The organism is Moritella yayanosii (assembly GCF_900465055.1).
Taxonomy (GTDB): domain Bacteria; phylum Pseudomonadota; class Gammaproteobacteria; order Enterobacterales; family Moritellaceae; genus Moritella; species Moritella yayanosii.
In genome coordinates this window covers 191,338-204,410 of sequence record NZ_LS483250.1, presented here as the reverse complement: position 1 = coordinate 204,410, position 13,073 = coordinate 191,338, and the positions used below count along the sequence as shown (strand labels likewise).

Sequence of the window (13,073 nt, the reverse complement as noted above, 5' to 3'; positions counted from 1 at the left end):
AGAGCTTATGCACCTGCAGATTAATCAACTTAATTGGTCTGTTACCCATAAAGCCATTTTAAAAAATATAAATATGACTGTTAAACCCGGTCAGTTTGTCGGTTTGATCGGCGCTAATGGTTCTGGTAAGTCATCATTATTACGTTGTGCTTATCGCCGTTACCAGCCAGACTCAGGTCAGGTTTTATTAAATCAAGTAGATATACATACCTTATCTGCAAAACACGTTGCTCAACATGTTGCTGTCGTATTACAAGAAATACCTGCTGAATTTGGCTTCACCGTTAAAGAAGTCATCGCGATGGGATTAACCCCCCATCAAGGGTTATTTTCAAAGTCCACCACATACCAACACCGTATTGATGACGCGTTACATAAAGTCAATTTAACAGCCCACCAAAACCAATGTTTCGATCTCCTGTCAGGTGGCGAAAAACAACGTTGTTTATTAGCGCGGGCCTTGGTGCAACAACCACAACTGCTTATTTTGGATGAACCAACAAACCATTTAGATATTCATTATCAATATGAATTGCTCGATCTTATCGCATCACTTGGTATTTCGGTGTTGTGTACCTTGCATGATTTAAACATCGCGGCACGTTATTGCGATCATTTATACCTAATAGATGATGGTGAAATAGTGCTGCAAGGTTCACCAAATCAAGTACTAACCGAGCATACATTACTGCGCTATTTTTCAATGGACGCTATTGTTCGTCAGCACAGTCATAACAATATACCTGACATTCGTTATATAGCGCCGGTTAAATCGTCTGCTACCTCTTATTAAACATCTCTAATAAAAAGAATTAACTATGAACAAATTTAACGCGCATTTAAAAAAAATTGGAATAATTGCTCTACTCATGCCATCCATCGCTGGGGCTGCCGTATCTATTGACGTATGCGGTCACATGGTGGATTACCCTAACGTCCCCACCCGAGCCGTTGCTAATGATATTAATATGCTCAATATTATGGTGGCTCTAGGACTCAAAGACAATATGGTCGCTTATTCCGGCGTCACAGCATACAACACAATATCACCCACACTCGCCGCACAAATTACAGGTTTACCCGAAATAGCGGTAAAACAGCCCTCAGTTGAAAATTTACTTAATATCGAGGCTGATTTCTTCTTTTCCGGCTGGAATTACGGTATGCCTGTAGGCGGTCCGACGACACCTAAATCATTAGCTCAATTTGGCATTAAAACTTACCTGATTAAAGAGTCTTGTGCCCACGTACAAAACAAGGTTGATGCCAGCTTAGACGATACATTTTACGATATTAGGGCGTTGGGTAAGATATTTGCGATTGAAGCCAAGGCTGAGGCATTAATTTCATCTTTTAAACAGCGCTTATCAGTGATCCAAGCACAATTAAATGGTGTTGATAAAACTACGGTATTTGTTTATGACAGTGGCATCGACAAACCATTTACAGCCGGTAAATTAGCCACGCCAAATGCCATTATTGAAGCCGCCGGTGGGGTTAATATTCTCAGTGATTTAGCCATTAGCTGGGGGACCGTTAGCTGGGAGTCTGTTATTGATGCAAACCCTGAACACATCGTTATAATTAACTATAATAGCTCCAAAGCTGAAGACAACATTGCATTCTTAAAACGCTTTCCTATCACCGCAAACTTGACTGCGGTACAACAAAATCGTTTTACTATTATCGATTATACCGCCGCGACACCAGGCATCGAAAATATCGATGCGATTGATAAATTAGCCCGAGACTTACATCCAGAGCGTTTTAAATAAATGAACAATCAACCTTGTAACAACGCGATAAGCCCAAAATTACAGCAGCATAATCAATGCCAAGATAAACGCGTAATAAAGCTAGCGTGGATATTACTCACCTTAAGCTTTATGTTATTTATGTCTATCGTAGTCAGTACTACATTCGGCTCGAGCGATCTAAAGATACAAACGATCATCTCGATTATAACCAATAAATTAATACCCGATAGTATGCCCGTCATTTGGAACAAGGGACAAGAATCTATTGTTTGGTTTATTCGTTTACCGCGTATTTTACTGGCAGTACTCGTTGGGGCAGGTTTAGCCTTGGTTGGCACTTGTTTGCAGGCTGTAACGCGTAACCCAATGGCTGACCCTTACCTGTTTGGTGCTTCGGCAGGTGCTTCACTTGGGGCGGTATTAGTTATTTCACATGCTGATATTTTTATTGCGCCCTTTAACAATATTCTGAGTATCCCGGTAGCCGCATTTATCGGCGCATTAATATCAATGTTAATGGTGCTATACCTCGCCAAACAAGGGCAATCATTGTCACAACAAAAACTCATTTTAAGCGGTGTTGCTATCCATTTCATGCTGATGTCGGTCACTAATTATTTGATCTTTGTTGGCGATCAAAGGATAGCGGGGTCAGCGTTATTTTGGATGTTAGGTGGCTTAGGTGCCGCGCAATGGTCGCAACTTATTTATCCGCTTATCGCATTGTGTTTAGCATTGCCCATTATGCTGTCCTGGGCTAATTCACTTAATGCCATCATGGCGGGTGATGAAACGGCAATCACACTGGGCATTAACGTCAATGGACTGCGCTTTATGGTCTTCTTATTATGCGCTTTAGTTACGGGAACCATGGTAGCCTTTAGTGGTGCGATCGGCTTTGTTGGTTTAATGGTACCTCATATCGTGCGGATCTTTGTCGGTGCAGATAACAACAAAGTATTACCCGTTAGTGCGTTGGTCGGTGCTTTGTTGCTAGTTTGGGCGGATGCCCTAGGCCGAACATTAATAGCACCACAAGACTTACCGGTTGGCATAGTAACATCCGTCATTGGTGGTGGTTTTTTTGTTTATCTGATGGCAAAAAAATAAGCTCAATCGTTCAAGTTTAATATCCGGTTAAAATACCATTCAACGCCGCATTGAAGATTGATAAACAATATGAACTAAGTCACGGTACATTTTGTACTTTCCTGCTAGTTTTAAAGGTAATATTCAGAGTTAATTATTGGTTTACTGTTGCCATTATATTCGACTACGCTTTATATACTGGCAGTAATAGCATTAAGGAGTAACGCATGAATACTCAGTTTACAATTACTATCGCGGGCCAAGATCATCCTCAATTAGTGAATCAGCTTGCCGCTGCTACACATAATCTCGGCGGTAGGTGGATAGTGAGTAAAATTACTCGCCTAGCACAGCAAGTAGTCGGTATCATCAAAATAGATATTCCAACAACGGCTGCCGAACAGCTAAAACAGGAATTTAACGCTCAGAAAGGCCTGCAGATACGTATCATCGATGCGAACGAATCATGTGTTGTAAGTGTACGTAAGCAGATCAAATTGAAGATAGAATCTGCCGATCGGCTAGGCCTAATCAAAGATATAACCCGTACACTTGAAGATATTGATATTAAAATAATACAAATTGAAAACCATCGAGTTGCGGTGCCTGAATTCGGAGAATTAATGTTTTTCGCTGAATTGGCATTAGATATACCGACAGAAATAAACATTGAGCAATTACTAGATAGCGTACAACAGGTAGAAACAAATATGCGCGTAGACGTTGTCCGTTAAGGTGCATCAACGCTGCCGACGGTTCTCTTGATGAAGTAGCCTGCAATACTGCAGGCATTTGTATTCAACGCTTATATTTTGAATATTTACTTATGACCAACGTTTAAATAGCAACGAAGTATTAATCCCGCCAAAGGCAAAGTTATTGCTCATCACAACGTCAGTGTGGATCACACGGCCTTCACCGCGAATATAATCAAGATCGCCACATTCAGGCGCGATATTGTCTAAATTAAGTGTCGGGGCAAACCAGTTATCCTGCATCATGTTGATTGACGCCCAAGCTTCAATTGCACCACAAGCGCCAAGGGTATGACCGAGATAACTCTTTAATGAGCTGATTGGTTTTTTACCTAAAGCAGCAGCAGTGGCGTTGGTTTCGGCAATATCACCGCGATCTGTTGCGGTACCGTGGGCACACACATAACCGATCTCGGCGATGTCAATGTTGGCATCTTCCACCGCTTGTTCAATGGCAATTTGCATGGTTGCAGCCGTTGGCTGTGTGACATGCTTACCATCTGAATTACAACCAAAACCAATAATTTCAGCATAAATCTTGGCGCCACGCGCAAGGGCATGCTCTAACTCTTCTAGGATCAAGGTACATGCGCCTTCACCAATGACTAAGCCATCACGATCAGTATCAAATGGTCGCGGGGTTAACTCAGGTGTGTCATTTTTCACACTGGTCGCATACAAGGTATCAAATACCGCCGCTTGGGTAATACACAACTCTTCAGCGCCACCAGCAACCATCAGGTCTTGACGACCAAATTTAATCGCTTCATACGCATAACCAATGCCTTGTGAACCCGACGTACAGGCCGAACTGGTGGTAATAACACGCCCCGTCAAACCGAAGAATATACCGACATTTACTGGCGCTGTGTGTGACATAGTTTGAATGTAGCTCGTTGCAGTAACACCTGACATGTTACCTGTGTCCATCATCCGGCTAAAATTAATCAGTGGCTCAGTCGAACCCACAGATGAACCATACGAGATCCCGGTACGACCATCGGTTAATGCGGGGTGGTCTAATAACTGCGCTTGTTCTAATGCCAATTCTGTTGCCCGGGTCGACATTAACGATACACGCCCCATTGAACGCACTTGTTTACGCTTATAGTGTGCCGGTTTTTCAAAATGCAGGACAGGCGCCGCTAAGCGGGTATTAAGTCCATCAAGATAATCCCATTCTGGCATCACTTTAACGACATTTTTACCTTGTTCTAATCCAGCTTTAAACGTAGGCCAATCATCACCAAGCGCGGTGATCGCAGACATACCAGTAATAACAACTCTTCTCATTAGATCAGTCCGCCGTTTACAGAGATAACTTGGCGAGTAATATAAGCCGCGCAATCCGACATTAAGAATGACACGGTACCCGCCACTTCTGCTGGTTTGCCCATACGTCTTAATGGGATCATTTTTTTGATTTCATCGAGCGGTAAATCATGGGTCATGTCCGATTCAATCAAACCTGGTGCCACACTGTTTACGGTGATCTTACGTTTTGCTAATTCCAGTGATAGCGCTTTTGATGCGGCGATAATACCGCCTTTGGCCGCGCTGTAGTTCACTTGACCACGATTACCCATGATCCCAGAAACAGATGCCATAGTAACGATACGACCGCCTTGTTTAGCGCGTACCATTGGCATTACCGTTGGGTGGATCACATTGTAAAAACCGTCTAAGCCAGTACGGATCACGTCATCCCAGTCTTCGCCTTCCATGGATGGGAATGCCATATCACGGGTAATACCAGCATTGCAGACTACGCCATAATACGCGCCATGTTCAGCGATATCCGCTTCGATGTTGGCTTTTGCCGCGGCTCTGTCACACACATCAAACTGTAATAAGCTGGTGCGTTGACCGAGTTCAGCAATCTGAGCACAAGTATCCTGCGCAGCTTCAACGCCCGAACGACAATGCACCGTGATATCAAAACCGTCTTTGGCTAATTGCAGTGCGATCGCTTTGCCCAGTCCACGACTTGAGCCTGTTACTAGAATACGTTTACTCATGATTATCCTTTAAAAATTGTGCTGGATCCTGCGGTTGAAATACATTGATTTTAGCTTTTGCTAGCACCGCATCGTCTTCATCTTTGATGACGCAATCAAAAACACACAGTCCTGATTCGTCTTGAATTAGTTTTTTTGCTTCGATTAACAAGGTCTGCGCGACTTTAAATACCCCAACTTCGGCGTTATATTTACGCGAACCTAACAGAAAGCCAATTTTAACCTCGCCCGCCTCATCCAGTGCATGTGCACCACCATAAGCCGCAATGGTCTGCGCCATATATTCGCAGCCAACATAACTTGGTACACCCTGTTTGGCGCTATCAAAGAAAGGGTTCGTGGGCGTGATAGTCACTCGGCAACTGACATTTTCGTCGTCATAACTCACCAATTCATCAATTAAGATCATCGGTGCGCTATGCGGTAAGACATCCGCTATTGGATATTTTCTCATTACTGGAGATTGGTTCACGACTGTTTTCCTATCACTAAACTGATATTGTTACCGCCAAAAGCAAATGAATTACTCATGCAGGTTTGTAACTTATTTTTAGCCGTACGCTCGGCATTGGCCTTGGCATTCACTAAGTTTATCGTCGCAAGGCTGTTATCTACCTCACCATCGCTGACATTGACCGGCACTTTATGCGCTGGGTTATATTCATCATGCAGTAATAACCAGCAGATACCCGCTTCCAATGCACCTGCGGCACCTAATGTATGCCCTGTCATACCTTTTGTTGAACCACATAATACGTCACTCCCACAAGCGTTAAACATGGCTTTGGCTTCCATGTCATCATTCTTTGGCGTGCCTGTACCATGTAGGTTGACATAATCTATTTGTGAGCCTTGTAACTGCGCTTCGGCCAATGCACCTTGCATCGCCCGTAATGCGCCCTCACCTTCTGGATGCGGTGCCGATAAATGGTGGGCATCAGAAGTTTCAGCCGCCCCTAATAATTGAATCCCACCTTGCTCTTTAGTCATCACGAATAACGCTGCCGCTTCACCAATATTAATACCATCACGGTCTGCCGCAAACGGGTTAGTCTGTGTGGCTGCTGTGGATGCTAATGCCTTGAAACCATTGACGGTCAGTTTTGCTAAGCTATCAACACCACCCGCAATCACCACATCGGCTAAGTCCGCTTCCAGTAATGCTTGCGCACTCACCAACGCTTTACCACTGGATGAACAGGCTGTCGAAATACTATAAACAGGTCCTTTGGCTTGACATAAATCCGCAATAAACTGCGCTGTGGTGCCCATTTCCTGCATTTTGTAATGGTAATTATCCGGGTATTCGCCTGTCGCGAGTTTTTGCTTTAAGGCTTGTTCGCCATATTCAATGCCTGAAGTACTGGTCCCTATCACTACCGCGATACGTTGCTGGCCAAATTCAGCGATTAACGGCGCTAGCGTATCGGCAATTTGTAAATAAGCCAACTGACCAAGCTTATCATTACGCGTAAGCATTTTACCGTTAGTATCCGTCTCTAAGCCAGCTACTATTTTATCAAAAGTTGCATCAGGTACACGACCCACATACTGAGGATCTGCGTTTGGCAACTCATTATCAAGCACTAAACCACGACGGCTACCTGCTAGTAATCCAGCGGTCACAGCGGCTTTCGAATCACCTAAAGCACACACCACACCAAAATCTTTTAGACAGATACTCACAATGACACCTTCGTTAATTCTGTTATTGTTATTTGATAATCGCGCAGTAAATGCTTAAGGATATAGCGATTATCGAACTTTTCGACGGTCAAAATAACCTGACCATTTTGAGTTAACGTGCGGGTCCAATCCGTGGCAGTTTGACCTGTACTTTTGCCAAATTCTTCTTTGAACGACCCATTGGTCGCTGACTGTAATTGCGCAAACGGCCAGTTCACCCATTGTAAATCGGCGATCACATAACTGATATCCAATCCTGGTACGGGCACATACTGATTAATCACAGCCTCGTCAGTCACGCTCCACAATACATCAAACAACGGAATACCTGAGGGTGTCATTGCGACTAATTTAATTTGCGTGTCAGTAAACTCGACTTGGGCTAATAAACTGTGGATTTCACCATTAAACTCTGCTTCAATTAATTGCGTTTTCGCCTGCATCTGTAATGCTGTTGGTGGCGCAGTAAGTTGCAAGGTGACACCCGGTGCCATGGTAACCAAATGGCTTTGTGGCATGCTAATACAGCCAGTTAAGAGTGATAATACCAGCAGTAAAACAAACCTTAATCGCTGAGTCATCGACTTTAATTCAAGAATACCACATCTTAATTTCAGTACAGTTTGCCACGTCATTTTACTACCTCGACATTTTTATCATTACACGTGTTTTCAGTGTCATTGAACAGCTGTTGTTCGCTAACTACTTTTTTTGCACTTAAAGGGGCGAGAATAAAGACTAATAAAATCCCAAACATAACCGTTAAGCCGAAACTTTCTACCGCAGGGGTCACACTTAAGGCAAGTACACCAAATACCAGCGCAGATGAAATAGCCGACAAGGTTATCGCTAAAACGGTATTACGCTGTAATCCATGTTCTTGATAAAAAATAACATAATCAATGGCTAAGGCGAGAATAAGTAATACCGCTAACAAATTGAAAATATTAAGATGGCCTAAGGTTAATTGCGTTAATAGCAAGGCACCGCCAGCACTGAGCACAATACTTAATAGCCCTAACAAGCCTTGCGCTAAACCAAAGCGTAAACACAACACCATAGTCACCACTAATATTGCCCCTGCGAACAGTAACGATAACGCTTGGCGATAATGACTTAATGCCGCAGACACTTCCGCTGGTTTATTATCAATGCTCATGTCAGGTTGCGCTGCGATCCATTGCTGTAAGTCGCTATTTAATGCCACACCAGAGGTTTCTACCCATAGCGCGTACTTATCACTGTCATCGTGTGTTTGGTATTGGTACTTATATTGATAAATGTACACCGCTGATAATGCCTGTAATGGACCAGAATTAAACGCAGCTAACGTTAACGGCTTAAATTCATCTACCGTATCGGTTAAGCCTAAGATCGCTAACCCCTGCTGGAAAACCTGTCGTTGCTCAGCGTCTTTAAGCAGGTGGTTATTTGCTTGCTGCTTGGCAACGGACGGCAATAAGCTGGCAATACTCTTCACAGTTAAACCTTGCGGTTGTGAATGCTGTAATCGTGCAAGCAAGACTTCTTGACGTTGCAATAAGGTTTCACTGTCATCCGCACTGATCACAATACGCTGACTATGTTGATAACCCATCAACTTCGCCATCTTAATCTCGTTATCAATCAAAAATGCGGGGCTGGAATTGAGTAACCGAATATCGTCATTAAAATTAATATCATCGATGACGATCACGCTAACTAACCCTAAGCTCAATACGACAAACACGAGTCGACGTTGCTGGTGCAGTCTTGTTAACCAAATATTTAGCTTATCTGTTAATATCCAAACACTTGGTGTTACGCTGATGTTGCCACTTAGATTGAAATAAGGCAGTAATAGCAGCACAGTTAACAATGCACCGAACAAACCAAAGATCATGAATACCGCCACTTGGCTCAATAAGGATAACGGCGACATGATCAGTGCCGCATAACCCAGCGCAGTGGTGATAAACCCTAAACACAAGGCGGTGCGGATCGATTTAATTCCGCCTTTACTATTGTTATTGCTACAGCTGCTATTGTTACTAACACTGAAACTAACAAAGGCATGAAAACAGTAATCAATCACGATACCAATTAAGGTCACCGCAAAGACTAAAGTGAGTAAATGCAATTGATTGAATAAAGTAACGACTGCCGTTAATCCATAAACTACCGAGATGGTTAATACCAACAGCGCCAAGTTCACCGGTTTTGCACTGCGAAATACCATCAATATCATCAATAACACAGCGAGTAATGAGATAACGCCAAAAGTCGACATTTCATATTCAGCTTGCTGACTGGATTCTGCGGTGTGGAATAACACCCCACTGTAAAGCACATCCACATCAAACTTGCTTTCTAATCGTTGGAACTCTGCTTGTAACTGCTGCGAAAAGACTTGAGTTTGCTTCACCGAGAAACCATCAACATCAACCTTAATTGGCATGATGTAATGCTTTGATCCATTTTGATTGACGACAATAATGCCCTGTTCAGTTGCAAACGATTGTAACTGGGTTAAACCTGTCGCCAAAAAATCAGCCAAATTCAGTCGTGGGGCAATAGCTAGACTACCGCTAACGAACGGATCGCTTACTTGCGTCAGTTTACCTAATACAAAATTATTAATCGCTTGAGGATCTGTTAACAAGGTTTGATAGTCATCAGTGATGACGCTATCACGGTAAGGTTGGTAAAACGCAATCACCTCGTTGATATCAGGGACTGCCATTGCTTCATTTTCAATACCATCAAATGACGTAATTTCTTTCGCTAACTGGCGATATGCCGGGATCGCCTGTTCACCCGATATCGCCACCAACACCCGTTGATTAGCTTGCTGGAATAATGCTGCCTTGGCTTGCTGTATATTGTATTTCTGGCTTGCTTGCGCTTGGCTATCGGTCGGTAATAACGACAAGATATTAGTCTCTATCTGCCATTGTCCCCAACCAAGTTGATAACCCGCTAATAGCAATACCACAGCCAATTGCAGCAAGTAACATTTAAGCCCGACTTTGTTGTGAACGCTATGTTTACTGTTATTGATACGATTACTGTTACGATTATTGTTAGCACAGTGACGAATATTACTGTTGTTACTAAGATTAGAGTTGCTCACTAATAGCCTTTGGCAGTTCATCAACCGCAGTCAAACTAAGTTCAATCTCGGTACGGTTACCCGAGGTTTCAAATAATACTACATGCTCGACAGTATCTTTCCCGCATAACTCAATCACCCGTATCACGTTGGCTATCGTCGCGTCTTTTGGCGTTAACTCAATGCAAGTTCGGCCTGAAGATACTGTTTTTGTTAATGATGCTGTTGTTAATGAAGTGACCGCTAAGCTAAATTGGCTTTCAAGCGCAGTAAGATCCCCAGACAAGGCACTCATGAGTACGGTGGCAATGGGGGTGGCATTATTGATCTGCGTCTGCTGCTGACGATGATCAATAGAAAACAACCCATCGTCTTTGAGTATCATGGTCGAGGCAATCGGTTTACTGGTATGCCAGACAAAACCCAAGGCTTGATCTAAATACAGTTCACCCGTTGACGTGATAGGGTTTTTCAGTATCGTGAAATACTTGTTTTGCACAAACGTGCCACTGGCTATTGTCAGCGGTTTAAACTGCGATAATAGTGCCCGTGGTGTCGCCAAATCTGAGCTTAAGGCTTCAATTTCATCTGCATTTAAGTCAGCAGCTAATACGTTGCCAGCCAATGACATTAACAGCAGCAGCCGTAACCAATTACCCATGCAATTCACCGTTCAATTTATCAGTAAAGACAGCTGGCGTCACAAATTGCAATTCTTGGGTTTCTAGATCAACCGCTAACTGAATAGTCGATGCTTTAGTTAACGTCTTACCCGTTTCTAAACAGGTGATCAGGTATTCCATTTTCAAGCGCGATTCCACTTCCACTAAATGTGCATCCACTTTGATCTTCTGCGCATAACGCGCCGAAGCAATGTACTTCACGCGCATATCGACAATCGGCCACACGTAACCTGATTTACTCATCTCTTCATAATCGTAATTCATTTTACGTAATAGCGCGCTGCGAGCCACTTCAAAGTAACGCGCATAGTTACCGTGCCACACGACTTGCATCGGATCACAATCATGAAACGGTACGTCAATAATAACGGATTCCGATAACAGACTATTTTTGCTCATTTATTTATTACCTTGCTTGTTTCTTACATGTATTTTGTATAGCGATTATTGATAAAGCGCCCAACGCTGGGTTTGAATCGCATCAATTGTAAAGCGTAATAGACTTTCCATTGGTCGGTCTTCTACTAGCGGTTCGAAGAAGCTGCAAATGTCGTTATACATAGCTTGCACAGCGACAGGTAAACTGGCTAAATCTAACTCTTTACGTTCAATACGAATGCGTAGACCTTGTACTGTCGCCAATAATGTCGTCGCTAATACTTGCTCTGTCAATTGTAAAACCCGCATTGCATCGCGTGCGGCAATCGTACCCATGCTTACTTTGTCTTGGTTATGACATTCTGTAGAGCGTGAGAACACGCTGGCCGGCATGGTTTGTTTTAATGCTTCTGCAGTGTAGGCTGACGCGCCAATTTGCATGGCTTTAAAACCGTGGTTAATATAACGGCGCGATTCATCACTCATCGATAAGTTTGATGGCAAGCCATTATTGTATTTGGTATCAACCAAAGACGCTAACTGACGATCAGCAAGATCTGCAAGGTTAGCAACCGCAGTTTTCATGCTGTCCATCGCCATCGCGATATGACCACCGTAAAAATGACCACCGTGTAATACGTGCTCACCTTGACCATCAATGATCGGGTTATCATTCGCCGAGTTCAGCTCGTTCTCAATCATTTGACGGAACCAAGGCAGTGAATCTTGTAATACCCCGATAACATGCGGCGCACAACGGATCGAATAACGGTCTTGTAAACGGTCAGCATTACGTGGGTGCTCAGCGTGGTTTAAATCATTACGGATCCACGTAGCGACTTGTTGCTGACCTGGGTGTGGTTTTACCGAGAATAAGATCTCATCAAAATGATGGCTATTACCTTGAATAGACAGACTCGCCATGGCAGTAATACGCGCCGCCAGTTTAGTCAGATAGTTAGCACGATCAAACGCTAAACAAGCAACAGCCGTCATGACCGCCGTGCCGTTCATGATCGCGAGCCCTTCTTTAGGTCGCAATACCAATGGCGTTAGACCCACTTCAGTCATGACTTCACCACTGTTGCGGATCTGGTCTTTGTAATACACATCACGTTCGCCAATTAATGCGCCAGCTACATAAGATAACGGGGTTAAATCGCCACTTGCGCCTACCGAGCCTTCTTGCGGAATCGCCGGAATAATATCGTGCTCTAAGTAGGCTGCGAGTAAATGCAGCAATTCCCAGCTTACGCCAGAATAACCTTGGGCTAACGAAGTAAGACGCGTCGCTAACACAGCACGGCCTTCGGCAACACTGAATAACTGCCCTAAACCACAACCATGAAAACGGGTAAGGTGTAATGGCAATTCATGGACGAGATGAAGGGGTACTTTGACTGTCACTGAATCGCCATAACCAGTGGTTACGCCATAAATAACGCCGTCTTCTTTTAATAATCTGTCTAAGAAGGCCAGCGCTGAATCGATCTTATTGGTTAATTCAGGTGCATGACTGATACTGACATGCTTTTCTTGTTTCGAAATTGCAACGATATCTTCAATCGTTAAACGTGATTCGCCAAACTTAATTGTTGCTTTAGTGGTAGCCACTG

General features: G+C 43.5%; 13 protein-coding genes. 4 read left to right on the top strand and 9 right to left on the bottom strand.

What is annotated here, in order from left to right; genetic code table 11:
- Positions 1–7: 7 nt before the first annotated feature.
- From MORIYA_RS00930 to MORIYA_RS00915, 4 genes are all read left to right on the top strand, one after another.
- Complete coding sequence (locus MORIYA_RS00930) at positions 8–793, top strand: ABC transporter ATP-binding protein (RefSeq protein ID WP_112711890.1); 786 nt, start codon at positions 8–10, stop codon at positions 791–793.
- A 25-nt stretch (positions 794–818) separates the two neighbouring features.
- Positions 819–1,775: an ABC transporter substrate-binding protein gene (locus MORIYA_RS00925; protein WP_112711888.1), complete on the top strand. Its 957-nt coding sequence runs from the start codon at positions 819–821 to the stop codon at positions 1,773–1,775.
- Positions 1,776–2,867, top strand: coding sequence for a FecCD family ABC transporter permease (locus MORIYA_RS00920; protein WP_112711886.1), 1,092 nt, complete (start codon positions 1,776–1,778; stop codon positions 2,865–2,867). It abuts the gene before it with no gap.
- A gap of 206 nt (positions 2,868–3,073) precedes the next feature.
- Positions 3,074–3,580: a glycine cleavage system protein R gene (locus MORIYA_RS00915; RefSeq protein ID WP_112711884.1), complete on the top strand. Its 507-nt coding sequence runs from the start codon at positions 3,074–3,076 to the stop codon at positions 3,578–3,580.
- A 90-nt stretch (positions 3,581–3,670) separates the two neighbouring features.
- Here MORIYA_RS00915 and MORIYA_RS00910 read toward each other — a convergent pair whose 3' ends face one another.
- From MORIYA_RS00910 to MORIYA_RS00870, 9 genes are read right to left on the bottom strand one after another with little or no spacing between them, the layout of a single operon-like run.
- A complete protein-coding gene (locus tag MORIYA_RS00910) occupies positions 3,671–4,894 on the bottom strand; it encodes a beta-ketoacyl-ACP synthase (protein ID WP_112711882.1) in 1,224 nt (407 codons plus the stop codon).
- On the bottom strand, positions 4,894–5,619 hold the full coding sequence (fabG, locus tag MORIYA_RS00905; RefSeq protein ID WP_112711880.1) for a 3-oxoacyl-ACP reductase FabG: 726 nt from the start codon (positions 5,617–5,619) through the stop codon (positions 4,894–4,896). Before fabG ends, MORIYA_RS00910 begins: the two co-directional genes overlap by 1 nt.
- Positions 5,612–6,073 carry an ApeP family dehydratase gene (locus tag MORIYA_RS00900; RefSeq protein WP_112718356.1) on the bottom strand — a complete coding sequence of 154 codons (462 nt, stop codon included), beginning with the start codon at positions 6,071–6,073 and terminating at the stop codon, positions 5,612–5,614. Before MORIYA_RS00900 ends, fabG begins: the two co-directional genes overlap by 8 nt.
- A gap of 14 nt (positions 6,074–6,087) precedes the next feature.
- Entirely contained in the window at positions 6,088–7,305 is a 1,218-nt protein-coding gene (locus tag MORIYA_RS00895) for a beta-ketoacyl-ACP synthase (protein ID WP_112711878.1), read from the bottom strand.
- Complete coding sequence (locus tag MORIYA_RS00890; RefSeq protein WP_232011447.1) at positions 7,302–7,940, bottom strand: DUF3261 domain-containing protein; 639 nt, start codon at positions 7,938–7,940, stop codon at positions 7,302–7,304. The genes MORIYA_RS00895 and MORIYA_RS00890 overlap by 4 nt, the downstream gene beginning before the upstream one ends.
- Positions 7,937–10,417, bottom strand: coding sequence for an MMPL family transporter (locus MORIYA_RS00885; RefSeq protein ID WP_112711876.1), 2,481 nt, complete (start codon positions 10,415–10,417; stop codon positions 7,937–7,939). The genes MORIYA_RS00890 and MORIYA_RS00885 overlap by 4 nt, the downstream gene beginning before the upstream one ends.
- Positions 10,404–11,057 carry an outer membrane lipoprotein carrier protein LolA gene (locus MORIYA_RS00880; protein WP_112711874.1) on the bottom strand — a complete coding sequence of 218 codons (654 nt, stop codon included), beginning with the start codon at positions 11,055–11,057 and terminating at the stop codon, positions 10,404–10,406. Before MORIYA_RS00880 ends, MORIYA_RS00885 begins: the two co-directional genes overlap by 14 nt.
- The gene (locus tag MORIYA_RS00875) at positions 11,050–11,478 is read right to left on the bottom strand and encodes an acyl-CoA thioesterase (protein WP_112711872.1); all 429 of its coding nucleotides are present in this window, start codon (positions 11,476–11,478) and stop codon (positions 11,050–11,052) included. Before MORIYA_RS00875 ends, MORIYA_RS00880 begins: the two co-directional genes overlap by 8 nt.
- Positions 11,479–11,523: 45 nt before the next feature.
- Complete coding sequence (locus tag MORIYA_RS00870) at positions 11,524–13,071, bottom strand: HAL/PAL/TAL family ammonia-lyase (RefSeq protein WP_112711870.1); 1,548 nt, start codon at positions 13,069–13,071, stop codon at positions 11,524–11,526.
- Positions 13,072–13,073 lie beyond the last annotated feature (2 nt).